Origin of the sequence: Streptococcus sp. 27098_8_69 (assembly GCF_041432445.1) — a bacterium.
Classification (GTDB): Bacteria; Bacillota; Bacilli; order Lactobacillales; family Streptococcaceae; genus Streptococcus.
Window position 1 is genome coordinate 1 of the sequence record NZ_JAPVZO010000001.1, and the last position, 25,262, is coordinate 25,262.

A 25,262-nucleotide genomic window follows, 5' to 3' on the forward strand; every position below is an offset into this window, starting at 1 on the left:
GGATGTAAATGGTCATCCGAGATTTTTTAAATAATAATAGTATGATAAAACTGTTAGCCACCATACCTTTTCTAAAGATAAGAACAAAAAGTTACCTCTGGTCACAATCTTGTGATAATTTACATTCTCTTAACAAAAAAGTTTTTTGCTTACACGATTAAAACAAATAGTGTATAATTGAAACTGTTTTTGAAAGGAGAAGAAAATGACTGAAAAACAAATGAAAACATTGGGTTGGATTGCAACCTTTATGTCTGTTATGATGTATATCTCATATATTCCTCAAATTATGAACAACCTTGCAGGTCAAAAAGGAAACTTTATCCAGCCAGCAGTAGCTGCAATTAACTGCAGTCTTTGGGTTTACTACGGTCTCTTTAAAAAAGAACGTGATATTCCTTTGGCAGCAGCCAATGCACCAGGTATCGTTTTTGGGATTATTACCGCTTTAACGGCTTTAATTTAATACAGAAAAAAAGCAATTAGCAGAATGAACTGTTAGTTGCTTTTTAATATTTTACAAAATATATTTCTCAATAGCGCGTGCAACACCATCTTCTTCGTTGTTGGCAGTTACGGCATCGGCAAGAGATTTGACGTGGTCGCTGGCATTTCCCATGGCAATCCCAAGCCCTGCAAATTCTAACATCTCAATATCGTTATTGGCATCACCCATGGCCATGATTTCAGAAGGTTGAATATCTAAAATCTCAGTCAAGCGAGAAAGAGCTGAAGCTTTTGTTGTACCAAGCGGCATTGCTTCATAGATAACTGGTTGTGAACGAACTCCGCTAAATCTCTGACAAAGTTCATCAGCAAATTGTTGTTCAAAATCATCTGTTTGTTCTTTTGTACCTAAGAACATACCCTGGAACATGCGATATTTACCACTGGTAGCTTCCTCTAGTGAAATTTCAGTCAGGTCAGAAAAGACAAGTGTCGCATCGTATTTTACGATAGGATTTGGTTCGCCTCCGAGAACGAAGTAGTGTTCCTCGTCAAAGAGAGTCAATTGGACCTCACTCTTTTCAGCAAGATCATTCAGGTATTCAATGTCTGATTTGCTAAGTTCTCTCCAGTCAACCAGTCCCCAATCACTAGTTTGGTGGGTAGAACAACCATTGTTGACGATGACGTATTCATTCTGCAAATCAAGACCAAGTTTCTTATAGTAGGGAAGAACTCCAAAGAGAGGGCGACCAGTACAAAGAACCAGTTTAACACCTTTGTCGATAGCCTTATGAATGGCATCAATATGAGCCTGAGGGATTTCCTTGGCTTCGTTGAGTAGAGTTCCATCCATATCAAGAGCAAGTAATTTAATCATAGTATTTCCTTTTCACGTATTTTGTCTATATTATAGCATATTTTGGATGAAATAAGGATTACTATGTCAATTTAGGATGTTTCAATTACAATTCATGATTTGAAGAAGCTTTTTGGCAAATATATGCTATACTAAACTTGCAATATACTGATAATGGATAAAAAAGCAGAGGACTTATCATGAAAAGAAGAACAGTACAGATTTTACTAGCCTTGTTAGTAATTATTTATAGGAAGACATGGTTTTGGTGGATTTTTAATCATTTTGCAGGTAGGCTTGTACCTGCTAGTAGAGAATTTTTTCAAATTCTTGCTTTTTTAGAGTTTAGCGTTACTTTTCTAGCTATTCTTTATTTACTAGTATTCGAAGGTAGGAAAATTCTTGAGTTGAAGTGGAAATGGAGATATCCAGTTTATTTGATTCTTGCTTATGGTGTCAATTATCTTTTAGATATTGCATTGTCCTTTTTAACCCCAGCAACGTCCAATCAAATTGCTTTAAATGAATTGACTGAGATGACAGGGCAACAAGAGTTACCTTATCTTTTACTTATTGTTTGTCTGCTAGGACCAATTACAGAAGAATTGGTATATCGAGGAGTTCTGATGAATACATTTTTGAAAGATTCACCTTGGTATGGAGATGTTTTACTATCAGCCTGTGTCTTTGGCTATGTGCATGTCAGTTCAGGTTTAACACCACTCGCCTTTTTCACCTATGCAAGTGGTGGAGCAATTTATGCATTCCTCTACCGAAAAACTCACTCTCTCTATTATCCCATTTTACTCCATATCATGATTAACATTGCTGCATTTTGGGAATTATGGGTACTCTTGTTTTCTGGTAGGTAAATAATAAAAAGTCGGATATTATTCCGACTTTTTTTGATATGGGACAGGTTAAAAATAGGGCTTTATACCAATCTGTTTTGACTTAAAAAATGATATAATAAAAGGTAATGACAAAAACAAATGAGGCAGAGATGAAACTACTTTATACAGATATTCGGACTTCTTTGACAGAAATCCTAACCAAGGAGGCTCAAGGACTAGTTGACCAAGGCAAACGAGTCTTTTATATCGCCCCTAACTCTCTTTCTTTTGAAAAGGAACGTGCCGTGCTGGAGTGCTTGAGTCAGCAGGCTTCTTTTGCGATTACAGTCACGCGCTTCGCACAAATGGCTCGTTATTTGGTTTTAAACGATATACCCGCGAAGTCAAGTCTCGATGATATTGGTCTGGGTATGGCTTTTTATAAATGTTTGTCTGAGATAGACGCTAAGGATTTGCGTGTTTACGGGGCTATTAAGCAAGATCTGCAATTCATCCAGCAACTAATTGAGATTTATCACGAAATGACAACTGCTAAGATGAGCTTTTTGGATTTAGAAAGTCTAGCTGACGCTGATAAACGTTCTGATTTACTCTTGATTTTTGAAAAGGTAACAGCTTATCTCAATCAAGGTCAAGTTTCACAAGGAAGCCCATTATCGTATCTGATTGATGCTATCGAAGAAAATAAAGTAAGTAGTGATTTTAGTCAGATTGCCCTAGTTATTGATGGTTTTACTCGTTTTTCTGCAGAAGAGGAACACCTAGTGGATTTGCTCCATCGTAAGGGTGTTGAAATTGTTATTGGGGTTTATGCGACTAAAAAAGCTTATACAAGTCCTTTTACTGAAGGGAACCTCTATCAAGCCAGTGTTGAGTTTTTACGTCAGTTAGCTTTTAAATATCAGACCAAGGCAGGAGATACATGTCAAGAACAGGAAAAGCTTGATGCTTTTGCCAAGGCCTCAAAATTACTGGAAAGTGCTTATGATTATTCTGAAATCAGTTTGGAAGTGGATGCTAAGGATAGAGAAGACTTGCAAATCTGGTCTTGTCTGACACAAAAAGAAGAGCTGGAGTTAGTTGCTCGTAGTATTCGCCAGAAATTGCACCAAGATTCAGAACTTAGTTATAAGAATTTTCGTATCCTGCTAGGAGATGTAGAGTCTTATAAACTGTCTTTGCAGACAATATTTAATCAGTATCAGATTCCATTTTATCTGGGTAAGAGTGAGTCCATGGCTCATCATCCTTTAACGCAATTTGTAGAATCCATCGGACGTTTGAAACGATACAATTTTCGTCAAGAAGATTTAATTAATCTCTTACGAACTGGCTTGTATACTGACCTTAGTCAAGAGGAAATTGATAGCTTTGAACAATATCTTCGTTATCTAGGTATTGATGGTCTTTCTAGTTTTAAACAAGAATTCACAAAAAATCATCATGGGAAATTTGATTTAGAGAAGTTAAACAAGCTTCGTTTTCGTGTTCTAAATCCATTAGAAACATTATTAACCAGTCGTAAGCAAAAAGCTGAGAATCTTCTTTCAAAATGGAGCAACTTTTTGAAAGATGCTTATTTGACCAAGCAATTACAAACCTTATCTGCAACGATGGAAGTAGCGGAGCAAGAAAGACAAGAGGAGGTCTGGAAGGCCTTTTGCCACGTAATGGAGCAATTTGCAACTGTATTTGAAGGTTCTCAGGTCAATTTGGATGATTTCTTAGCTCTTCTTCATTCAGGCATGAGCTTGTCCAATTATCGTACGATCCCAGCAACGGTAGATACTGTCCTGGTGCAGAGTTATGATTTGATTGCACCCTTGACAGCTGATTACATTTATGCACTTGGCTTAACTCAAGACCACTTGCCTAAAATTGCTCAAAACAGCAGTTTGTTGAGCGATGAAGAAAGAGAAGTGCTAAACCAAGCGACTCAAGAAGGTTCTCAATTACTGATTGCAAGTCAAGAAAACCTCAAGAAGAATCGCTATACCATGCTTTCTTTGGTCAACTCTGCTAAGAAGCAATTGGTCTTATCGGCGCCAAGTTTACTCAATGAAAATGAGAGTAAAGAGTCGGTATATCTGAAAGAATTACAAGACTTTGGTTTTAGCAAGATTGAAAAGAGAATTGATCGAAAAAATCTATCGAAAGATGACATTGGTTCTTATCACAGCCTTTTGTCGAGTCTTGTTGCCTATCATCAGCAAGGTGAGATGGAGACAAGTGACCAAGACTTAACTTTTGTAAAAGTTCTGGCTCGTGTGATGGGGAGAAAGTTGGAAGACCAAGGTTTAGAAAATCCAGTTTTACCAACAAGTCCAAAGAGCAAGATTTTAGATTCTGAAACTTTGAAAGCCTTGTATCCGCAGGAACAAGATTTCTATCTATCAACTTCTGGATTAACAGAATTTTACCGTAATGAATACAGTTATTACCTTCGTTATGTATTAGGCTTGCAAGAAGAATTGCGTCTGAAACCTGATGCTCGAAGCCATGGGAATTTCTTGCATCGTATCTTTGAGCGGGCATTGAAAATGCCGAGCGATGAATCCTTTGATCGACGTTTAGAACAAGCTATCTCTGAAACCAGTCAAGAACGTGAGTTTCAAGCTATTTATCAGGAGAGTTTGGAGGCTCAATTTACTAAGGAAGTCCTCTTGGATGTCGCACGCGCTACTGGCCATATTCTTCGACATAATGCGGATGTTGAAACGATTCAGGAAGAGGCGGTCTTTGGTGGCAAGGAACAAGCCTTTATTCAGCTAGATAATGGTCGAAATCTCTATGTTCGTGGTAAGGTTGACCGAATTGACCGTCTAAAATCAGATGGAGCTATCGGTGTTGTAGATTATAAGTCTTCTTTGACTCAGTTCAAGTTTCCTATGTTTTATAATGGTCTTAATTCGCAATTACCAACCTATCTAGCTGCCCTCAAGCAAGAAGGGAATACGGATTTCTTTGGAGCTATGTACCTAGAAATGGCTGAACCAATTCAGTCATTGCAAACTGCAAAAACTCTTTCTAAAGCAGTAGCAGAAACCAATAAGACTATGAAATACCAAGGCCTCTTTCTTGAAAAAGAGATAAAAAACCTTGGAGAGTTTTACAATAAAAATAAGACTTATCAGTTGTCTGATGAGGAATTCCAGTTATTGTTGGACTATAATGCCCTTCTCTACAAAAAAGCGGCAGAGAAGATTTTATCTGGTGAATTTGCGATCAACCCTTATACAGAAAACGGTAGAAGCATTGCACCCTATGTTCAACAATATCAAGCTATTACAGGTTTTGAAGCCAATTATCATTTAGGTCAGGCGAGATTTTTAGAGAAAGTTGCCAAGACCAATGTCAAGGAAGCTTGGTTTAATAAAATCAGAGAGGAGTTGGAGCGATGAAATTTTTATCTCAAGAAAAGATTAAAGAGTTACAAATAGCAGAAGCTCAGTCTAATAAGAAGCCTAAGAAAACAGCTGAACAAATTCAAGCGATCTATAGTTCTGGTCAAAATACTTTGGTCTCAGCTTCAGCTGGTTCAGGGAAAACCTTTGTCATGGCTGAACGAATTCTTGACCAACTAGCGCGTGGCGTAGAAATCCGCCAACTCTTTATCTCTACCTTTACCGTTAAGGCAGCAACCGAGTTAAAAGAACGCTTGGAAAAGAAAATTAGCCAACAAATTCAAGAAACGCAAGATCTTGAACTAAAAAAACACCTCGGCAGACAATTAGCTGATTTACCCAACGCTGCTATTGGAACCATGGACTCATTTACCCAAAAATTCCTGGCCAAGCATGGATATCTACTAGATCTTGCTCCAAACTTTCGTATCCTCCAGAACGAAAGTGAACAACTTCTCTTAAAAAATGAGGTTTTTGGACAAGTTTTTGAAAGTCATTATCAAGGTAAAGAACAAGGCAAGTTTAGTCAGCTAGTTAAGAACTTTGCAGGTAGAAGCAAAGACGCGCGTGGTTTGCGTAAACAGGTCTATATGATTTATGACTTTTTGCAATCTACCAGCAATCCTCAGGCTTGGCTAGAAGATTCCTTTCTAAAAGGCTTTGAAGAGGCTGATTTTACCGTTGCTAAAGAAAACCTTGCAGAGGATATAAAAGAAAGACTTTGGGATTTAGAAAGCTTTTTCCGTTACCATTTGGAAAATGATGCCAAGGAATTTGGCAAAGCAGCTTATTTAGAATCTGTCCAACAAGTTCTTGATGAGATCGGTTCTTTAAGCCATGAATCTACTTTTGAGCAATATCTAGAAGTTTTAGAGATAGTTGTTAGTATCTCTAAGGATAAGGGAGGTCGTGCTCTTACAAATGCCAGTCGTAAGGCCGAACTGCAAGACTTGAAAGAAACCTACAACCAAGAGAGAAAAGCAAAAATTGAAAAGCTGATTGCACTCAATGATCAAATCACTTTACTAAAATTCCAAGAAGATTATCATCAAGATTCCTGGGACTTGGCAAAGACATTCCAAGTCTTCATGAGGGATTTTGTTGATGCCTATCGACAACGGAAGCGCGAAGAAAATGCCTTCGAATTTGCGGATATTAGCCACTATACCATTGAAATTTTAGAAACCTTCCCACAGGTGCGTCAAGAGTATCAGGAACGCTTCCACGAAGTTATGGTCGATGAATATCAGGATACCAACCACATCCAGGAGAGAATGCTGGAACTCCTCTCAAACGGTCATAATCGTTTTATGGTAGGAGATATTAAGCAGTCTATTTATCGTTTTAGACAGGCAGATCCCCAAATCTTTAACGAAAAATTTCATAGATTTGCTCAAGATGGCAAAGAAGGTCAGTTAATTCTGCTTAAGGAAAATTTCCGTAGTAGTTCAGAGGTTCTAGATGCTACGAATGACGTCTTTAAACATCTCATGGATGAGAAGGTTGGAGAGATTACTTATGATGGTATGCATCAACTTGTTTTTGGAAATACTGATATTCAAGCAAATCCTGAAAACAAGGCAGAAGTTCTCTTATATGATAAGGATGATAGCGATTCTGATGATGAGGAACTTGCAACCAACAAATTAACTGGTGAGATGCGCATAGTCCTTAAGGAAATATTTCATCTCCACAATGATAAAGGTGTCCCTTTCAAGGATATGGCTCTCTTAACCGCTAGCAGAAGTCGCAATGACCAAGTCCTACTTGCCTTATCTGAGTATGGTATTCCAGTCAAGACAGATGGCGCACAAAGCAATTATCTACAATCTTTGGAAGTCCAGGTTATGTTGGATACTCTTCGTGTCATCCACAACCCTCTTCAAGATTTCGCTTTAGTAGCTTTAATGAAGTCTCCAATGTTTAGCTTTGACGAGGATGAATTAGCTCGTCTCGCACTTCAAAAATCTGAGGATAAAGTTCAAGAAAACTTTTATGAGAAACTAGTCAATGCTCAGAAGAAAATTGGTCTTCAAAAAGATTTAATCAAAGCTGAATTACAAAAGAAACTAAAGTTTTTCATGGAAACAATCCAGGCATGGCGCTTGTATTCCAAAACGCACTCACTTTATGATCTCATTTGGAAAATCTACAGCGACCGCTTTTACTATGACTATGTCGGTGCGTTGCCAAATGGTCAAGCCAGACAGGCAAATCTCTACGCCCTTGCTCTAAGAGCAGATCAGTTTGAAAAGAGTAATTTCAAGGGATTATCTCGCTTTATTCGAATGATAGATCAGGTCTTGGAAGCCCAGCATGATCTTGCCAATGTGGCTGTAGCACCACCTAAGGATGCTGTAGAACTTATGAGTATTCATAAAAGTAAAGGCCTTGAGTTTCCTTATGTCTTTATCCTTAACATTGATCAGCAATTCAACAAGCAAGATTCTATGTCTGAGGTCATCCTAAGTCGAAGAAATGGCCTTGGTCTCAAGTATGTTGCTAGAGTTGCTACAGATGCCAAAGAGGAATACGTTCCATCTACTATTAAGTTATCTATTCCAAGCTTGACCTATACGCAAAACGAAGAAGAACTTCAGTTAGCAAGTTATTCTGAACTCATGCGTTTACTTTATGTGGCTATGACGCGAGCTGAGAAAAAATTATATTTAGTCGGAAAAGGATCTCGTGAAAAATTAGAAGCCAAAGAATATCCGACAAATGGGAAAGGTCTTTTGACTCGAGACACTAGACTAGATGCTCAAAATTTCCAGGATTGGATTTGGGCCATCTATCAAGTGTTTTCTAAGGAGGATTTACATTTTAGTGTACGCTTCGAAGGTGAAGAACATCTGAGCGAAGAAGCTATCGGGAAATTGGAAACTAAAAGCCAGCTCCAAGATCAATCCCAAGCAGACAATCGCCAATCTGATACTATCAAGGAGGCTCTACAAATGCTGAAAGAAGTGGAAGTGTATAATGATATCCACAGAGCAGCGATTAATCTTCCAAGTGTTCAGACCCCAAGCCAGATTAAGAAGTTTTATGAACCAGTCATGGATATGGAAGGAGTCGTAGTTGCTGGTCAAAGTCAACTAAAAGAAAGTACGGTTCAATTCAACCTTCCTGATTTCTCTAAAACTAAGAAAGTTACTGGTGCTGAGATTGGTAGTGCTACCCATGAACTCATGCAGAGAATTAATCTAGCTAAGAAACCCACTTTAGAGACTTTAGAAGAGGCCTTGGAGCAAGTTCAAGTAAGCTCGGATGTCAAATCCAAAATCAATCTAGGAAAAATTTTGTCCTTCTTTGATACAGCTCTAGGTCAAGAGATTCTTGCAAATCAAGATAAACTTTATCGAGAACAACCTTTCTCCATGTTAAAAAGAGACGAGAAGAGCCAAGAAAACTTTGTTGTCCGTGGAATCTTAGATGGGTATCTCCTCTACGATGATAAGATTGCTCTCTTTGACTACAAGACAGACCGTTATGAGCATGCTAGTCAGCTTATTGAACGTTATCGTGGTCAATTAGAACTCTATGCAGAGGCTCTATCTCGTTCATATCAGATAGAAACAGTTGAGAAATATTTGATTTTACTTGGTAAAGATATGGTAGAAGTCGTTAAACTTTAAAAAGAAAGGAGACATCATGTCCATTCCTGTTAGAAAAAACTTATATGATGCAGTTTTAGAAGCCTCTAAAGCCGATACTTGGGAACAAGCTACCAAAGAGTGGAGTGAAGTTTCCTTGATTTTTAATGGAATCGGTCGGAGCAATTGTGTCTGTGGTAATGCTATTAAGTATGCTTATGAACTTTTTAACGGAGTTACTGGCAAACGACTTTTTCCCATTGGGAGTGACTGTGTTCGCCATTTCCAAAGAATAAGCCTAGATCAACAGCTAGAAGAGGAAGAAAAACTTCTCAGAAAGCTTGAAAATCTAACCAGAAAGGCCCAGAAAAAAGAAGCCATTCGAGTTAATAAAACAGATTTTGATGAGCGACTGATCAACTGGCTATGGGAAAAGGGAGCTTTTAAGTCAAATCGAGGCAATCAATTTTCACCAGAAAAGGATTATCAACTCTTTTTGGAAGTTTTTCAAGGTGGAAGTTGGAGTAAGGCAGAGCCTTTGAAGAAATCTCGTATGGAGGAAGTCCTTGAAAAATTTATCAAACCCTTTCTACTTGGAAAATCTGACGATCAGCTCTATCTTGTTAAACTAGGAAAAGAAAAAATTGACTATGAGCAGGAACTTCGAATCAAGGCTGAAAAGGAACGAAAGAAGCGAGACAAGATTGCTAAACAATACGCGGATAACCTGGTTCTAGCAATGGGACCAGCTGAACGTGCCTATCAGGATTACTTTGGACTGAGCGAAACACTGACACTAGAAGAGCGCCAGTGGGAAAAAATTCTCTTTGGAAAAAATCGTGCAGAACGTTCTTTAAAATCAAAACAGTACCAAAGAGAACTTGAAAAGGATCAACGCATTGCTAGTCAAGATCCTCTTGAAAGAAAACAAAAGCAAGTCTGGTTGCTTAACTCGTATTTTAAGGATATACCCGAAGAAAAAGCTCGCTTTTCCCGACTTCTAATCATGTATCGAAAAACTGGAGAAATTCCATTTTCAACTGACTATCTCTCTAACACTTTGTTTGACTTTTTCTACAAAATGAAGGCTTTTGAATTTGAAATAGCACCTGATCAGGTACGTGATTTTCTAAAGGAATGTTTAGATGCAGAAAATCTATCGTCCGCTCAAAAATCTTGGATAGAAGGCATTTTAACCAACTGCATCAAACCTTTTTTAGAAAGAATGATAGTATAAAGAGGAAATCTACCGTTAGAATGGCGGTAGTTTTCGTGCTGAATGGATAGACTCATTATTGTTAAAATTATGTCTCTAAATTATTTTACGTAATTTTATTTATGTATCAACTTAAAATTTTTGTATCAACATTAAAAATTAGAAAGAAACTATGTCAAAAGAAATCGATATCGAATATTATCACCAACTAGCCTTGCAAAAACAAAAAGAGCATCGTAAGTTTTTAGGAAATTTAAAGAAGAAAGCGCCTAAAAATTTAGATAAAATTGCGCTTGAAATCCATCAAGAAGTTTTTAATGAAATTGATTGTACAGCCTGTGCTAACTGCTGCAAGAGTCTTGGTCCAGACTTTAAAGAAGCAGATATCACACGTATTGCCAAGTATTTTAAAATGAAATTGCCAGCCTTTGAAGCTGAGTTTTTGCAAGTAGATGAAGATGGAGATAAGGTTTTCAAATCTATGCCCTGTCCATTTTTAGGAGGCGATAATCTCTGTTCCATCTACGATGTCCGTCCCAAAGCCTGTCGTGAATTTCCACATACTGACCGTAAGAAGATTTACCAAATCAATAATCTTACTATTAAAAATACCCTAACCTGCCCCGCAGCCTATCTCTTTGTAGAAAGATTAAGAGAGAAAATAGACTAAGTACTCTCATTGTATGATAAGATTCATCCTCAAATACAGTTGCTATTTGAGGGTTTTTGTATATTTATTTTTATCTGAAAATTCAAACCAAATTTCTTATTAAGTGATAAGTCCTTTTTTAAAGCTTAAAGTTTTTTAAACTTTTTCTTAAAGAAAACTGATGTAAGGTATTTTTAAGCGATGTTCTGTATAGTTATACCATCATCAAAGAAAGAGGTATCGATATGAACTACATAGTCATTCCAGCTTATCAACCAGATAATAAACTTATCAAACTCATCGAAAAAATTCACGAAAAGAGTGATTTTCATATCCTAGTCATCGACGATGGCAGTTCATCAGAGTGCCAAAAAATCTTTGATAAAGCAAAACAATTTGCTACTGTCATTCGTCACCAAGTGAACCAAGGTAAAGGGCAGGCTCTAAAAACAGCCTTTACTTATATCCAAGAACAAAACATTTATGGTACGGTTGTCACAGCAGATGCAGATGGACAGCACAAGGTATGGGATATTTTCCGCACGGCTAATAAAGCTTCCGAAAATCCAAACAAGCTAATCTTGGGTGTACGTGCCTTTTCTGGAAAAGTTCCCCTTCGTAGCCGTTTTGGTAACAGCTTAACCAAAGCTCTCTTTAAACTTCAAACAGGAGTAGGAGTAACAGATACGCAGACAGGTCTTCGTGCTTTTACGACAAACTTGATTCCTTTTATGTTAAAAATAGAAGGCCAACGTTATGAATATGAAATGAATATGTTGCTCGAAGCAACTAAAGAATACGAGATTCTAGAAGTGCCTATTGAAACTGTCTATATTAACGATAATGAGGCTTCACACTTCCGTCCAATCCAAGACGGGCTCATGATTTATAAAAATATCTTTAAATTTGCCCTATCATCTCTCAGTAGCTTTGTTGTAGACTATATCGTTTACGCTCTAGCAATCTTGATTTTGCCTACAGTTCCGACGAGTCTACGAATCTTTCTAGCAAACGGAGTAGCTCGTGTAACTAGCTCTATTTTCAACTATTCTACAAATAAAAAACTAGTCTTTAAAAATGACGATAGTCTTGTGAAAACAGGGATGGGATACTTTGGTCTAGCAGTCGGACTCTTTGTCTTAGACACGCTACTGATTCGTCTCTTCTTTACAGTCTTTGGTATCAACCTTCTGATTGCTAAAGTTATCGTCGGCATCTTTCTCTTCGCTGTTTCTTGGACAGTTCAGAAGAAATTCATCTTTAAAGAAAGGACATCAACTGTATTATGAAATTTTTAAAGAAACGCTATGCTTACGCCTCAGTTCTTGGCCTACTCTTGACAGGATCCTTTAGTTACTCAATGCTAAAAACCTTCGTCCTTGCTGAGACTATCTCTACAGTTGCCACAACTAGCACAAGTTCCAATGCTGCAGCAGCAAGTCAAGCTGCTAAGACAGCTACTGTCACTGACTCTAGTTATAAAGATGACAATATTTCCGTCAATTTGTCTGAAACGACGGTCAATAATACACAAGTCTACGTTGCTGATATTACTCTGAGCTCATCAGATTATCTGAAAACTGCCTTTGCTCAAAATGCCTACGGAACTAACGTAACTGCGAAAACCTCTGTAACCGCAGCTGACAACAATGCCATTTTAGCGGTAAACGGGGACTACTATGGAGCAAACTCTACAGGCTATGTTATCCGTAATGGAGTTGTTTATCGTGATACTGTTCGGGAAGATTCTAGTAATGGTGACTTAGCTATTTATAAAGATGGCTCTTTCAAGGTTATTTACGAAGATCAGATCTCAGCTGAGCAACTAGTAAATGACGGTGTCGTCAATCTCTTGGCTTTTGGACCAGCCTTGGTCGAAAATGGTGAAATTGCAGTTGATACCAATTCAGAAGTAGGACAGGCAATGGCTTCAAATCCTCGTACAGCTATTGGTATTATCGATGAAAACCACTATATCATCGTGGTTTCAGATGGACGTACCTCTGAAAGTGAAGGTCTCTCTCTTTATCAGCTTGCTGAGGTCATGAAATCTTATGGAGCAAAAACAGCCTATAACCTTGATGGTGGTGGATCATCTACACTTTACTTCAACGGTCAGGTTATCAATAAACCAACGACTGGTGGAAACAAAATTTCAGAAAGGGCGGTGAGTGACATTGTCTACATTGGTTACTAATTTTGGCAAAAAACGATTTAAAAAAACGGTCATTTCTTATACACTAATCACTATTTTCTTCTTTGTATTTTCTAGAATTTACGAAGCTTTTAGTTTTGGCGAGACGTCTGTTCATATGCACTATTTGTTTGCAGTACCTCTTGTCGGGGGAATTCTACTTGCAATCTTTCTCAAAGTTCTTCCACATTTCTCTCGTATTAGTCTAAATCTCTGGAATTCGGCAGTAGCGATTATTACAGCGGGTACACTTTTCCGAGGAATTGTCAATCTCTCAGGGCGTTCTACAACTCTGGATGCACCCTACTGGTATGTTGGGATTGGTTTTGCAATACTAGCGACCGTCACTATTTTCATCAATCCAAACCTTTGGAAGAATTCTACTAAAGCAACCAAAACAAATCGCAAAGAAGTCTATGGTCAGGCATAATGTTATAAAAAAGTAGTCGTTCAGCTGATGTTCGACTACTTTTTATTGACTTTTATTTCTAAAATATTTTAAAAATATTACAAGTTCTTTTCTTCTGAAAGATACTACTTTTATATTTAACAGAATATTGTATAATATAGTGGATAAGTACTGTTTTTTACACAATATATAGAATCGTCAAATACACTATTTGGGTATTTGTAAGGAGAAAAGAATGAAAAAAATATTGCTGGCAAGTACAGTTGCCCTCTCTATGGCGGGTTTTGCAAAAACGACTGTCTATGCCGAGGATTCTCAAGCTACCAATAATATTCAATCATCAGAAAGACCTTCTTCGAATACAGTAAGCAATGAGAAGAAACATCAAAACGAGACTGAAAAAGCAACCTCTAAAACTCCTGATACCCAGGAACAATCTTCAAAAGAAGCAATAGTAGAGGTAGTTAACAAAGAAGGTTGGCAAAAAGAAAATAACCAATGGCGTTATTATGAAAATAATCAGCCTGTTTCAAATTGGAAAAAAATAGCAGGAGCCTGGTACTATTTCAATCAAGATGGTATCATGCTTAGTAGCACTATCTTTAATGATTATCTATTGAATAATAGCGGTGCTATGGCAGAAAATGCTTGGGTAAAAATTGCTGATAAATGGTACTATGCCAATGAAGATGGGAAAGTTACTCGTAATAGTTGGAAAAAGATAGCTGGTGTTTGGTACCGATTTGATGAATCCGGCACAATGTTAAGTAATACTATTTATAATGATTATCTTCTCAAGAATAGTGGTGCTATGGAAGAAAATTCTTGGGTAAAAATTGCTGATAAATGGTATTATGCCACTGAGGACGGGAAAGTTACTCGTAATACTTGGAAAAAGATAGCTGGTGTTTGGTACCGATTTGATGAATCTGGCACAATGTTAAGCAATACTATTTATAATGATTATCTTCTCAAGACTAGTGGTGCTATGGCGGAAAATTCCTGGGTAAAACTCGAAGATAAGTGGTATTATGCTACCACATCAGGAAAAATTATTCGCGACAAGTGGGAGAAAATCAGCGGTTCATGGTACTATTTTAATAAAGACGGTGTCATGTTAAGTAACCAATGGAAAGAGAAATACTATCTAAAAGATAGTGGAGCCATGGCCAAAAGTGAATGGATTTTCGATGAAAAATTCAAGAGCTGGTTCTATCTCAAATCAGACGGCACCTATGCCGAAAATCAATGGGTAGGTTCTTACTATCTCAAACCTTTTGGTTATATGGCCAAAAATGAATGGATTTTCGATAAGGACTACAATGCTTGGTATTATCTAAAAGAAGACGGAACCTATGTAACTGGTAACTTTGCCATTAACGGGAAAGACTATACTTTCCAAAGCAATGGAAAATGGATTTCTGATACAGCAGCTTACTATAAAGTAAAACCAATTACAGCAAATGTATATAGCGCTTCTGGTGACAAACTCAGCTATATTTCGCAAGGAAGTATTGTAGCGATTGATGGTGCAGAAGCCAAAGATGGTCGACTTCCAGTAAAAATTTCAGGCCTTTCAGGATATATGAACAAGAGTGATCTAGTAGCGGTCAGCTCTGATAGTGACTTTATTCCTCACTATGCCACTGATGGTAACTATCTCTACCACGAGTTGTCACCATACGCAAGTATCCGTGTAGCACCTCATAGTTCATCAATGGCGATTGGCAAAAAATACTATTCAGCTGATGGTATTAACTTTGAAAACTTTACAGTTGAAAATCCTTTCTTATTTAGAGATTTAAGAAAACCAAGCAATTACACGGCTCAGGAATTAGATAAAGTCTATTCTCTTATGAATATCAAAGGAAGTCGTCTGGCAGGTAAGGGAGCAATCTTTAAAGAAGCTGAGGAACGCTATCAGATTAACGCTCTCTATCTAATCGCCCATAGTGCTATAGAAAGTTCATGGGGACGTAGCCAAATTGCTAAGGATAAAAACAACTTCTTTGGTATCGCTGCTTATGATACAACACCATATGATTCAGCTAAAAGCTTTGACGATGTTGATAAGGGGATCTTGGGTGCAGCCAAGTGGATCCGCGAAAATTACATCGATAATGGCAGAACATACCTTGGAAATAAAGCGTCAGGGATGAATGTTCTTTATGCATCAGACCCATATTGGGGAGAAAAAATTGCAAGCATCATGATGAGAATCAATAGTCAGCTAGGCGAAAAAGATTAAAAATCATTAAAATCGATAACGACTGTATGGTGGTTATCGATTTTGCTTATCAAGAGAAACTTGAGGAATTAACTTTATGAAACAGAATATTGAGAATATAAATAAAAGAGGAATTGATCTACGTGACTTAGGGATTGATGCATACGCTTATGATTATTCAGCAATCCCAGACTTACTTGCTATTTTCCAAGCAAACAATCTGACAATATTAGGTGGAGATGTGTTTTGCTACAAGAATGGCCAACTGACACATACTTATGATAATTGGTATTACGAGAAACAAGATCCAACTATTGATAGCAGGAAATCCATTTTTCAAACAGAAAAATATATCAGCAACTATGTTAAAGATCATGGTGAATACTATTATTTTTCAATTGTTTTAGACAATGAGGAATTTAATTTGTGACTGATTGACTTAGAAAACATTTTACAATCGGCATTGAATCAAGCGTCAAATATGAGAAATCATGTTATAATAAAAGATAGTGATTTATTTTTAGAAAAAGGATATCTATTTAATTTTTAAATATGAAAGAATAGATACAAATCCAATAAAAGAAAGGAATTTTACAGAATGGCAACTATTCAATGGTTGGTCTAGAAGAATTAAAATAATAAAACATTGTGAAGTAGAATAAATGCTTAAAACCCTTGAATTTCAAGGGTTTTTGTGAGTACAGATTTTTATTTTTTACATTGTTATAAGTGCTTGATTGAGCAATAATCATCAATAAAAACATTTTTTTGGTGTTGAGTTTGGTGTTCAAATATCTATTATGTTACGGAAAGGAATTTCACAATCTTTCCGTTTTTTTTATTTTATGGAGGGAAAATGACAAAAGAATTACAATCATCACGCTATATTGTCATTTCATTTTTAGTACGTGAAATGGGAATTGACATTGTTGAAGCCATCTCTCTTATGGCTGAATTAGAAAAAAGTGGCTTGGTTCAATTGGAATCAAGTGGAGATTTAATACTCAAAGAACTTGGAGGAGCGCTATGAAACGAATTACCGCAAATCAATACCAAACTTCAGAACGGTATTATAAATTATCTAAAATTCTTTTTGAGGATGAGAAATATATGGATATGAAATTAGAAGTAAAGGTGGCTTATTCTATTTTAAAAGATCGTTTAGAATTATCTCTTAGTCGTGGTTGGATAGATGAAGAAGGGGCGGTTTATTTAGTATTTTCTAATTCTAAACTGATGAGGCTGTTAGGTTGTTCGAAGTCAAAACTACTATCAATCAAAAAAACTCTTAAAGAATATGACTTAATTGATGAAGTTCAACAGTCTTCAAGTGAGAAAGGAAGACTAGCTAATAAGATTTATTTAGGGGAGTTGTCTTCTACCCCAGTAGGTAATTCAAACAGGCCTAGTGTTAAAAAAAGACTAGGGCAGGTTGAAAATGAAACGGCCCCCGTCTCACATTCAGCCCCTAGTGAGACTGAAGTTAGTGAGACTAAATATAGTGAGACTGATTCTTTATTTATTGAGGATGAGGAAGAAAGGAATACTCAACCTATCTTGAGAAGAAAAGTAGAAAAGGTCACAAAATATGATCGAGATTATATTTGGGGATTGGTACAAGATCAATTTAGACGAGAAGGTTTTTCTGAAACAGCCAGTGATATAGCTATGACTGATTTTGAAAGAATCTATCAGTATGCTCTAGATAATGTTCACTTTGTTAGACGAGCGGAAGTACTTGCTGAATTTGTGTTTAATGGCTTGTATTCCGTTTGGAATAACCGTGTTAGAAAAGGAGGTGGTTAAATGTCGCTAATCGAGTGGATATTAGTTATGCTCATTGTCATTTCAAGTGGAGTGACACTTTGGACATTGATAGTCGATCAGGAAGGGGTGATAAAGAAATGAGATTTATTGATTTATTTTCAGGTATCGGTGGCTTTCGACTTGGAATGGAAAGTGTCGGACACGAGTGTATTGGATTTTGTGAGATTGATAAATTTGCTAGAGAATCTTATAAGTCCATTTTTCAAACGGAAGGAGAAATTGAATTTCATGACATACGAGATGTTTCAGATGACGAATTTAAAAAACTTAGAGGGAAAGTCGATGTCATCTGTGGGGGATTCCCTTGTCAAGCATTTTCAATCGCAGGAAGACGATTGGGATTTGAAGATACTAGAGGCACTTTATTCTTTGAAATTGCTCGAGCGGCCAAACAAATCCAACCACGTTTTCTTTTTCTTGAAAATGTTAAAGGCCTACTCAATCACGATAAGGGACGGACGTTCACCACAATCCTTACCACGCTTGATGAGTTGGGGTTTGATGTTGAGTGGCAGGTGCTTAACAGTAAGGATTTTGGCGTTCCCCAAAACAGAGAGAGGGTGTTTATTATCGGACATTCTAGAAAGAAAGGTACCAGACTCCTATTTCCTTTCAGACGAGAAGGTCAAGCAACTAACCCTGAGACTTTGAAAGCACTAGGGAATTTAAATCCATCAAGAAGTGGAATGAGTGGTAAAGTCTATTATTCAGAAGGTCTTGCGCCAACCTTAGTTCGTGGAAAAGGAGAAGGATTTAAAGTTGCGATTCCTTGTATGACACCAGACAGATTAGAAAAAAGACAAAATGGTAGACGTTTCAAGGATAATCAAGAGCCAATATTTACTTTAAATACTCAGGATCGCCATGGTATTGTCGTTGTTGGAGATTTACCAACTAGCTTTAAGGAAACTGGTCGCGTCTATGGAAGTGAGGGGCTATCTCCAACACTGACTACGATGCAAGGTGGAGATAAAATCCCCAAAATACTGATTCCAGAACCAATCCAATTTCTAAAAGTCCGAGAGGCAACGAAAAAAGGATATGCTCATGCAGAGATTGGGGATTCAATCAATTTAGAAAGACCAAGTTCTCAGTATCGTCGTGGTAGAGTTGGAAAAGGTATAGCGAATACGTTAACAACTAGTGGGCAAATGGGAGTAGTAGTGGCTAGCTATGAAGGAGAAGATAAACAAGTTTACCAAGTAGCTGGTGTCTTAATAGATGGACAATTTTACCGTTTGAGAATACGACGAATCACTCCTAAAGAGTGTTTTCGATTGCAGGGCTTTCCTGATTGGGCTTTTGAAGCTGCTAGAAAAGTCTCTAGTAATAGTCAGCTTTATAAACAAGCTGGTAATAGTGTAACCGTTCCTGTGATTGCTGCAATCGCAAAGAAATTAAAAGAAATAGAGGAAAAAGATGAAAGCGTTAAATAAAGAGTCAATACTAGATTGTGATGAATTAGAAACAGAATTACATGATGCAGAAATGATGCAGTTGGATGAACAAATATTTTTGATGCCCAATTATCCATGTGAGTTTGAAGTGAAATTTTTAGATTATTACCATAAAAAACACAATTACCCACTATTTTATGAATCCTATCTTCAAAACATTATGGAATTCCTTGAAAGTCAGGATATAAAGAACGGAGCTGATGCCTTTGTAGATGATAATCATAATCTTGTTTTTGTTTTATATGGGCAAGGCTATCGAGCCGAGGGAAAAGAGGGAATACTTACAACCCAAGTAACTGTAAAAGCTTATGATGAAGACAAGAAATCAGTTAACTTCTCAAATTTATTAGATTCCTTAATCGTTTCAGAATATCAAATGGAACCGAATCTTTGGGAGGTCTCCCATGATTGATCTCTATCTAAGTAAAAATAGCCAAAGAAATCAACTTCTTTTAGACTTCTTCCAAAACTATGGCATAGAGGTATCTTGTCATTCAGTTTCTGAAATGACAAAGGATAAATTAATTGAGATGATGAGCTATTCTTCAGATTGTTTTGAATTTCTATCTCCCAATTTATTACGATTTAAGAACTGTGACAATCTAAGATTAACGGATTTTGTTGAGATGATTTTAAAAAATCCTGAACTAACCATCAGACTTCCTCTTGCGGTTTCAAATAAGCGGGTTTATCCAAATCTGAATTTGGAAGAAGCTAGAGCTTTATTGCCAAGAGATACGAAACAATTGATTTACATGGCACAAACACATTATTTATCTAACTAAAGGAGAAGCAATATGGCTGAACGATTTTGGGAGAACTTGTCCATTATTTTGGCTGAAAGAAATATCAGCTGGATTGAGTTAACCAGAAAAATGTTTGCGGGAGAGTTTCACTATCCAAGTGAATTGAACCGTTTGTATCAAAAGATACGCCACTACAAGATGGAACAACGAATGCCTCAAAGTCCATGGGTAGAAAGGATTGTGCAGGTATTAGATTTAGATTATGAAGATTTATTTCGGAGGTAACTATGAAAAGAATAATTCCAGTTTATATATTCCAACAAGTAAATGTCCTATTGGTATCTCTATACTTACTGAAATTTCTTTGTAGCGGTGAGTTAACTATACTAGAGATTCTCTATGGTGCGTCACTCATTTCTTTTTTATGGATGTATGGCCAACGTAAACAAGCTCATAAGGTCAATATGAAAACTAGGATAAAATGGCTTGGTATTGGATTCGTTAGCCTACTGATTATAAGTCTATGTTTTAGTCTGATTCATGCTCAAGGAACCACGAATCAAGCAAACTTAATTGGCCTTCAACATCAAGTTCCTTGGTTTTCATTTTTATTGTTTTTAATCAATGCGAGTATGGTTGAAGAATTTCTGTATCGAGAAATTTTATGGAATTTGGTCAGAAAATTAGATATCAGAGTTGCTTTGACAAGTGTTTTGTTCGCTTTAGCTCATCATCCAGGAACCATTCTAGCTTGGTGTTTGTATGTTTCATTGGGAATGTTTTTAGGGATGGTACGCTATAAATCGGACTTATGGGGCAGTATGGGTCTACATTTGGTGTGGAACCTATCAGTCTATGTCTTATTTTTTCTTTAATAATAGCTGGTCTGTCTTACGTATGGATTAATTTTGAAATAAAAAAACTAAATGAATTGATTTTAAAGAAATAAAATGCTAACATATATAGAGGATGTTAGCATTTTGTTTCTAAGAAAGGAGAATGATATGGTTGATAAAAGAGAGAAACTGATGAACTCTTTCAATCAGTATGGTTTTTTAACTTTTAAACAAGTAATAGATGAAAATTTACACTACAAAACCTTATTAAAAATGGTTACAGAAGGAAAAATCGATGCTGAAGAAAAAGGCTTATATCGCTTACCTGATATTTATTTAGATGAGTGGTTTGTCCTTCAGTATCGATTTCCAAAGGGAATCTTTTCTTTGGAGACAGCACTTTGGTTACATGGTTTATCTTTGACTATCCCTTTTAACATGACGATGAGTTTTCCTTATGGTACGAATACCAAAAACATTAAGGAAGCAGATATATGTCCTATTATTTTACGTTCTCACTATAGTGAGGGAATTATTGAAATAGAGCGTCTTCCTGGTCAATTTATTAAAGTTTATGAAGTTGAACGAGTTTTGGTCGAGTGTCTAAGACCAGTTCATCAGGTGGATCTTCAAATTATTGCACCAGCATTTAAGAAATATTTTCAACAGAATCAAATTCATTTACACAAATTATTTTATTATGCCCAGTTATTTAAAGTAACTGATAAGTTACAATCTTATACGGAGGTGCTATCTTAATGTTTTCAAATGCGAATAGCTTTAAAGCAAAAATCAAAAATATTTCAAAAGATAAGGGAATTCCAGCTCAACAAGTACAACAACATTATTTAATTGAGCAAGTGTTAAAGCTGATTTCTACTAGTTCTTATAGAGATTCCTTCATTGTAAAAGGAGGGTATCTAATAGGTCAAATGATTGGACTAGATAAGCGAACTACAATGGATTTAGATGTCACTCTGAAGGGAACCGAAATGAGCAGAGAAAATTTGATTGATATCTTTGAAGAGATTCTTTGTTCTAAAACTGATGGTTTTTCATTTTCAGTAGATAAGCTAAAACCTATTCGCCAAGATGATGAATATGGAGGATTTTCATTAAAATTAAATGCCACTTTTGATACATTAAAGGAGGTTGTTTTTATTGATATTACTACTGGTGATAAGATCACACCAAGAGAAATTACTTATTCAATGACTTCTATCTTTACTAATGAAAGCATCAAGATATGGACATATAATCTAGAGACTGTACTTGCTGAAAAGTTAGAAACGATCATTAGTAGAGGCTTAGCTTCGACACGCCCACGTGATCGATATGATCTTTTCACTTTGTATAAACTTAGAAAAGAAGAGATTAATCTTGAAGTATTAAAAAATGCACTTGAAAATACGGCAGAAAAACGTAAAAGTAAAGATACTATTGATAATTGGGAAGAACAAGTGAGAGGAATTGAAATTTCTGATTATCAGAAAGAGCTATGGATTCGTTATCAACGCCAATTTAAGTATGCTAAAGATATCTCATTTGATAACTCTGTTCAGGTTATTAGGGAAATTATGCAACAAATATTTTAGTACAAAAGTAACTCATTAGTAAAGCAGTGAGTTGCTTTTTTTATTCCAATAACTCCAAAAATGTGATAAAAATTTCAACTACTCTTATCTATAATAAAGCTACCTGTTCTTTGAAAATTGAATCCACTCCGTCTTGATTAGCGTGCCTGTGTAAGTAGGGACTGAGAGTATTTCCCTGTGAAGGGCAACAGGCACAAGACGTGTGTGAGAAATTTCTAACAGACACGGAGTTTATCGTTACCAGACTTAAACGATGCGACAAACTAGATAAAGGAGTTAATCATGAAAGTAGTAAACTTGTATGATTTGAAACAAATGGGAAATAAAGGTGGTTGTACCATCCAATTGATTCATCACTTTCCCTTTGGTATGGGCTTAGGACATCTCAAAAAAGACTACATTGAATTTAAACGTGTTGGTATCTTTGATGGGAAAGCAGTAGAAGTTACTCTTCGAGAACCTTATTCGAGAGATTTACTGCAGGTTGTCAAATCGATTAAGCAACGTCAGAAATTGATAGCTTATCGTTATAAAGAAGGAAAGCTGCTATTTGTGAAGAAGGAGGCCTCGGATGTCCTCTGAACAACAGGAACGAATGGCAGTTCAATATGCAGAGCGTAGTCTTTTATTTACTGTAAAAAGTCTTTTAAAGATTCTAGAATGGTCTAGACGTCAGGCTTTAGCACAGGATTCTGCCTATAAGATAGGGGTGCAGAAATTAGAAGAATTGCTACAATCTCCTTATTCGATTGATACGATTAATCTGAAAAAAGATTTTTTAGACAAACCAATTGATATAGAGAAATTTAAAGCTTTTTTAGAAAAAGAAGAGATTCCTTTAGCCATCGCTTGGCAAGGGGATTCTCTGCATTTCTACACGAAAGACCGTTCGATTCTAGACAATCATTTAGACCATCTGTTAGAAAAAATGGTTAATGATCCGGAGAAATTAGCTGAATTTACCATAGATAAGTCATTAGACGATGCAATTGATGAGGCTAAATCCCAAATTACCTTTAGACAAGAAGGGGCCGTCAAACAGAAAGAGATGGTGAGATGATGTACAGTGGAAAGAAATTCCTACTATTCTCACTGTTAGGTATCTTACTAGGCTATCTTTTTCATCGTTTGACGATTTTATATGATTCCTATACTGGAAATAGCTTAGATAAATGGACTCATCTTCTGATGGAAGGTCAAGATGAAGTTCTTCAGTCGCCATGGAATGTTTCTTTTACTGGAAAATCAAGTGCTTTTTTTCTACTAGGTTTTGTGATAATGTTGCTGGTTTATCTCTATCTAGAGACTGGTAAAAAACAATACCGAGAAGGGGTAGAATACGGGAGCGCCCGTTTTGGAACTCTAAAAGAAAAGAAGCTCTTTTACGGTAAAGAATTTTCTCATGATACGATCTTAGCACAAGATGTTCGTTTGACATTATTAGATAAAAAACCACCCCAATATGATAGAAATAAGAATATTGCGGTGATTGGAGGTTCAGGAAGTGGGAAGACATTTCGCTTTGTAAAACCCAATCTGATTCAGATGAATAGTTCTAATATTGTAGTGGATCCTAAAGATCACTTGGCTGAGAAAACAGGAAGACTCTTTTTGGAACATGGCTATCAAGTAAAGGTGCTAGATTTAGTCAATATGATGAACTCAGATGGCTTCAATCCTTTTCGCTATATAGAGACAGAAAATGATTTGAATCGCATGCTGACGGTTTATTTTAATAACACCAAAGGTTCTGGCTCCCGTAGTGATCCATTTTGGGATGAAGCTTCTATGACTTTGGTACGAGCTTTAGCCTCTTACTTGGTCGATTTCTATAATCCACCTAAAACAAGAGAACAGCTCATAGAAGAAAGTCGTTTAAGTCTAAAAGAATACCAAAACTTGTTGAAACGTCAAAAAAAAGAAGTGGAAGAGCGAAGAAAACGAGGGCGTTATCCAAGTTTTGCTGAAATTTCAAAACTCATTAAACACTTATCAAAGGGTGAAAACCAAGAAAAAAGTGTCTTAGAAATTCTATTTGAAAATTATGCTAAAAAGTATGGAACTGAAAATTTTACCATGCGAAATTGGGCAGATTTTCAAAATTATAAGGATAAGACTCTGGATTCTGTTATAGCTGTAACCACTGCTAAATTTGCCCTCTTCAATATTCAAAGTGTCATGGATTTGACCAAAAGAGATACCCTTGATATGAAGACATGGGGCCAGGAAAAATCAATGGTGTACTTAGTTATCCCAGATAACGATAGTACCTTTCGCTTTCTTTCAGCCCTCTTTTTTTCAACCGTATTTCAAACCCTAACAAGACAAGCAGATATTGATTTTAAGGGTCAATTGCCTCTTCATGTGAGAGTCTACTTAGATGAATTCGCAAATATCGGAGAAATTCCAGATTTTGCTGAACAAACCTCAACAGTTCGCTCTCGGAACATGAGTCTCGTTCCTATTCTACAAAATATTGCCCAACTTCAAGGGCTCTATAAAGAAAAAGAAGCATGGAAAACCATTTTGGGGAACTGTGATAGCTTAGTCTACTTAGGTGGGAATGATGAAGATACCTTTAAATTTATGAGTGGCTTACTCGGTAAACAAACCATTGATGTTCGAAATACTAGTCGTTCCTTTGGCCAGACAGGTTCAGGTTCCCTTTCTCATCAAAAGATTGCTCGTGATTTAATGACACCCGATGAGGTTGGAAATATGAAACGGCATGAATGCTTGGTTCGAATTGCCAATATGCCTGTCTTTAAAAGCAAAAAATACAATTCCACTAAGCATCCAAACTGGAAGTACCTAGCCAATCAAGAAAGCGATGAACGGTGGTGGAACTATCAAATCAATCCTTTGAATCAAAGACAAGAAAATCATCTTGAAGGCCTTAGAATTCGTGATCTAACTTTTGAATCTAGTTTAAAATAAAAATAGAAAAGA

The 25,262-nt window shown here is 36.5% G+C and carries 24 protein-coding genes; 23 read left to right on the forward strand and 1 reads right to left on the reverse strand.

Annotation, left to right across the window (positions count from 1 at the left end; translation table 11 throughout):
* Nucleotides 1-205 precede the first annotated feature (205 nt).
* Nucleotides 206-466, forward strand: coding sequence for a SemiSWEET family transporter (locus tag O3658_RS00005; RefSeq protein ID WP_049504794.1), 261 nt, complete (start codon nt 206-208; stop codon nt 464-466).
* A gap of 51 nt (nt 467-517) precedes the next feature.
* On the opposite strand, the gene O3658_RS00010 is transcribed toward O3658_RS00005, so the two are convergent.
* The gene (locus O3658_RS00010; protein ID WP_371558856.1) at nt 518-1,327 is read right to left on the reverse strand and encodes a Cof-type HAD-IIB family hydrolase; all 810 of its coding nucleotides are present in this window, start codon (nt 1,325-1,327) and stop codon (nt 518-520) included.
* 179 nt (nt 1,328-1,506) lie between these two features.
* On the opposite strand from O3658_RS00010, the gene O3658_RS00015 reads away from it, so the two are divergent.
* The 22 genes from O3658_RS00015 (at nt 1,507) to O3658_RS00120 (ending at nt 25,250) form a co-directional block, all read left to right on the forward strand.
* Nucleotides 1,507-2,178 (forward strand): lysostaphin resistance A-like protein, encoded by a 672-nt coding sequence (locus tag O3658_RS00015; RefSeq protein WP_371558857.1) that lies wholly within the window; start codon nt 1,507-1,509, stop codon nt 2,176-2,178.
* Nucleotides 2,179-2,309: 131 nt separating this feature from the next.
* Nucleotides 2,310-5,561 (forward strand): ATP-dependent nuclease subunit B, encoded by a 3,252-nt coding sequence (gene rexB, locus O3658_RS00020; protein WP_371559011.1) that lies wholly within the window; start codon nt 2,310-2,312, stop codon nt 5,559-5,561.
* Nucleotides 5,558-9,199, forward strand: coding sequence for a helicase-exonuclease AddAB subunit AddA (gene addA / locus O3658_RS00025; RefSeq protein WP_371558858.1), 3,642 nt, complete (start codon nt 5,558-5,560; stop codon nt 9,197-9,199). Before rexB ends, addA begins: the two co-directional genes overlap by 4 nt.
* A 16-nt stretch (nt 9,200-9,215) precedes the next feature.
* Entirely contained in the window at nt 9,216-10,394 is a 1,179-nt protein-coding gene (locus O3658_RS00030) for a hypothetical protein (protein ID WP_371558859.1), read from the forward strand.
* 151 nt (nt 10,395-10,545) lie between these two features.
* Nucleotides 10,546-11,043: a YkgJ family cysteine cluster protein gene (locus O3658_RS00035; RefSeq protein ID WP_000031465.1), complete on the forward strand. Its 498-nt coding sequence runs from the start codon at nt 10,546-10,548 to the stop codon at nt 11,041-11,043.
* A gap of 224 nt (nt 11,044-11,267) precedes the next feature.
* Nucleotides 11,268-12,311, forward strand: coding sequence for a glycosyltransferase (locus O3658_RS00040; RefSeq protein ID WP_371558860.1), 1,044 nt, complete (start codon nt 11,268-11,270; stop codon nt 12,309-12,311).
* On the forward strand, nt 12,308-13,219 hold the full coding sequence (locus tag O3658_RS00045; RefSeq protein ID WP_371558861.1) for a phosphodiester glycosidase family protein: 912 nt from the start codon (nt 12,308-12,310) through the stop codon (nt 13,217-13,219). The genes O3658_RS00040 and O3658_RS00045 overlap by 4 nt, the downstream gene beginning before the upstream one ends.
* Nucleotides 13,200-13,646, forward strand: a complete 447-nt coding sequence (locus O3658_RS00050) for a hypothetical protein (protein ID WP_371559012.1) — start codon at nt 13,200-13,202, stop codon at nt 13,644-13,646. The genes O3658_RS00045 and O3658_RS00050 overlap by 20 nt, the downstream gene beginning before the upstream one ends.
* Before the next feature lie 214 nt (nt 13,647-13,860).
* The gene (locus O3658_RS00055; protein ID WP_371558862.1) at nt 13,861-15,873 is read left to right on the forward strand and encodes a glucosaminidase domain-containing protein; all 2,013 of its coding nucleotides are present in this window, start codon (nt 13,861-13,863) and stop codon (nt 15,871-15,873) included.
* A 76-nt stretch (nt 15,874-15,949) separates the two neighbouring features.
* Nucleotides 15,950-16,282, forward strand: coding sequence for an Imm40 family immunity protein (gene imm40, locus O3658_RS00060; protein ID WP_371558863.1), 333 nt, complete (start codon nt 15,950-15,952; stop codon nt 16,280-16,282).
* Nucleotides 16,283-16,708: 426 nt separating this feature from the next.
* Nucleotides 16,709-16,882 carry a hypothetical protein gene (locus O3658_RS00065; RefSeq protein ID WP_247933220.1) on the forward strand — a complete coding sequence of 58 codons (174 nt, stop codon included), beginning with the start codon at nt 16,709-16,711 and terminating at the stop codon, nt 16,880-16,882.
* The gene (locus tag O3658_RS00070; RefSeq protein WP_371558864.1) at nt 16,879-17,658 is read left to right on the forward strand and encodes a replication initiator protein A; all 780 of its coding nucleotides are present in this window, start codon (nt 16,879-16,881) and stop codon (nt 17,656-17,658) included. The genes O3658_RS00065 and O3658_RS00070 overlap by 4 nt, the downstream gene beginning before the upstream one ends.
* Before the next feature lie 98 nt (nt 17,659-17,756).
* On the forward strand, nt 17,757-19,115 hold the full coding sequence (dcm, locus tag O3658_RS00075; protein ID WP_371558865.1) for a DNA (cytosine-5-)-methyltransferase: 1,359 nt from the start codon (nt 17,757-17,759) through the stop codon (nt 19,113-19,115).
* Complete coding sequence (locus O3658_RS00080) at nt 19,099-19,548, forward strand: hypothetical protein (protein ID WP_371558866.1); 450 nt, start codon at nt 19,099-19,101, stop codon at nt 19,546-19,548. Before dcm ends, O3658_RS00080 begins: the two co-directional genes overlap by 17 nt.
* Entirely contained in the window at nt 19,541-19,921 is a 381-nt protein-coding gene (locus tag O3658_RS00085; RefSeq protein WP_371558867.1) for a hypothetical protein, read from the forward strand. Before O3658_RS00080 ends, O3658_RS00085 begins: the two co-directional genes overlap by 8 nt.
* Nucleotides 19,922-19,933: 12 nt before the next feature.
* Nucleotides 19,934-20,167, forward strand: coding sequence for a hypothetical protein (locus tag O3658_RS00090; protein ID WP_000840776.1), 234 nt, complete (start codon nt 19,934-19,936; stop codon nt 20,165-20,167).
* A 2-nt stretch (nt 20,168-20,169) separates the two neighbouring features.
* Nucleotides 20,170-20,757, forward strand: a complete 588-nt coding sequence (locus O3658_RS00095) for a lysostaphin resistance A-like protein (protein ID WP_371558868.1) — start codon at nt 20,170-20,172, stop codon at nt 20,755-20,757.
* Between the two features lie 129 nt (nt 20,758-20,886).
* On the forward strand, nt 20,887-21,477 hold the full coding sequence (locus O3658_RS00100) for a type IV toxin-antitoxin system AbiEi family antitoxin domain-containing protein (protein ID WP_000227922.1): 591 nt from the start codon (nt 20,887-20,889) through the stop codon (nt 21,475-21,477).
* Nucleotides 21,477-22,313, forward strand: a complete 837-nt coding sequence (locus O3658_RS00105) for a nucleotidyl transferase AbiEii/AbiGii toxin family protein (RefSeq protein ID WP_371558869.1) — start codon at nt 21,477-21,479, stop codon at nt 22,311-22,313. Before O3658_RS00100 ends, O3658_RS00105 begins: the two co-directional genes overlap by 1 nt.
* Before the next feature lie 282 nt (nt 22,314-22,595).
* Nucleotides 22,596-22,895 (forward strand): hypothetical protein, encoded by a 300-nt coding sequence (locus tag O3658_RS00110; RefSeq protein ID WP_000869753.1) that lies wholly within the window; start codon nt 22,596-22,598, stop codon nt 22,893-22,895.
* Nucleotides 22,885-23,373, forward strand: a complete 489-nt coding sequence (locus O3658_RS00115; protein ID WP_371558870.1) for a hypothetical protein — start codon at nt 22,885-22,887, stop codon at nt 23,371-23,373. The genes O3658_RS00110 and O3658_RS00115 overlap by 11 nt, the downstream gene beginning before the upstream one ends.
* Nucleotides 23,373-25,250: a VirD4-like conjugal transfer protein, CD1115 family gene (locus O3658_RS00120; protein WP_371559013.1), complete on the forward strand. Its 1,878-nt coding sequence runs from the start codon at nt 23,373-23,375 to the stop codon at nt 25,248-25,250. The genes O3658_RS00115 and O3658_RS00120 overlap by 1 nt, the downstream gene beginning before the upstream one ends.
* Nucleotides 25,251-25,262 lie beyond the last annotated feature (12 nt).

Coding starts and splice junctions, on each gene's coding strand:
- dcm (WP_371558865.1), top strand. CDS start 17,757: ATGAGATTTATTGATTTATTTTCAGGTATCGGTGGCTTTCGACTTGGA.
- O3658_RS00010 (WP_371558856.1), bottom strand. CDS start 1,327: ATGATTAAATTACTTGCTCTTGATATGGATGGAACTCTACTCAACGAA.
- O3658_RS00005 (WP_049504794.1), top strand. CDS start 206: ATGACTGAAAAACAAATGAAAACATTGGGTTGGATTGCAACCTTTATG.
- addA (WP_371558858.1), top strand. CDS start 5,558: ATGAAATTTTTATCTCAAGAAAAGATTAAAGAGTTACAAATAGCAGAA.
- rexB (WP_371559011.1), top strand. CDS start 2,310: ATGAAACTACTTTATACAGATATTCGGACTTCTTTGACAGAAATCCTA.
- O3658_RS00100 (WP_000227922.1), top strand. CDS start 20,887: ATGGTTGATAAAAGAGAGAAACTGATGAACTCTTTCAATCAGTATGGT.
- O3658_RS00070 (WP_371558864.1), top strand. CDS start 16,879: ATGAAACGAATTACCGCAAATCAATACCAAACTTCAGAACGGTATTAT.
- O3658_RS00115 (WP_371558870.1), top strand. CDS start 22,885: ATGTCCTCTGAACAACAGGAACGAATGGCAGTTCAATATGCAGAGCGT.
- O3658_RS00065 (WP_247933220.1), top strand. CDS start 16,709: ATGACAAAAGAATTACAATCATCACGCTATATTGTCATTTCATTTTTA.
- O3658_RS00030 (WP_371558859.1), top strand. CDS start 9,216: ATGTCCATTCCTGTTAGAAAAAACTTATATGATGCAGTTTTAGAAGCC.
- O3658_RS00015 (WP_371558857.1), top strand. CDS start 1,507: ATGAAAAGAAGAACAGTACAGATTTTACTAGCCTTGTTAGTAATTATT.
- O3658_RS00110 (WP_000869753.1), top strand. CDS start 22,596: ATGAAAGTAGTAAACTTGTATGATTTGAAACAAATGGGAAATAAAGGT.
- O3658_RS00035 (WP_000031465.1), top strand. CDS start 10,546: ATGTCAAAAGAAATCGATATCGAATATTATCACCAACTAGCCTTGCAA.
- O3658_RS00105 (WP_371558869.1), top strand. CDS start 21,477: ATGTTTTCAAATGCGAATAGCTTTAAAGCAAAAATCAAAAATATTTCA.
- O3658_RS00040 (WP_371558860.1), top strand. CDS start 11,268: ATGAACTACATAGTCATTCCAGCTTATCAACCAGATAATAAACTTATC.
- O3658_RS00045 (WP_371558861.1), top strand. CDS start 12,308: ATGAAATTTTTAAAGAAACGCTATGCTTACGCCTCAGTTCTTGGCCTA.
- imm40 (WP_371558863.1), top strand. CDS start 15,950: ATGAAACAGAATATTGAGAATATAAATAAAAGAGGAATTGATCTACGT.
- O3658_RS00120 (WP_371559013.1), top strand. CDS start 23,373: ATGTACAGTGGAAAGAAATTCCTACTATTCTCACTGTTAGGTATCTTA.
- O3658_RS00085 (WP_371558867.1), top strand. CDS start 19,541: ATGATTGATCTCTATCTAAGTAAAAATAGCCAAAGAAATCAACTTCTT.
- O3658_RS00080 (WP_371558866.1), top strand. CDS start 19,099: ATGAAAGCGTTAAATAAAGAGTCAATACTAGATTGTGATGAATTAGAA.
- O3658_RS00055 (WP_371558862.1), top strand. CDS start 13,861: ATGAAAAAAATATTGCTGGCAAGTACAGTTGCCCTCTCTATGGCGGGT.
- O3658_RS00090 (WP_000840776.1), top strand. CDS start 19,934: ATGGCTGAACGATTTTGGGAGAACTTGTCCATTATTTTGGCTGAAAGA.
- O3658_RS00095 (WP_371558868.1), top strand. CDS start 20,170: ATGAAAAGAATAATTCCAGTTTATATATTCCAACAAGTAAATGTCCTA.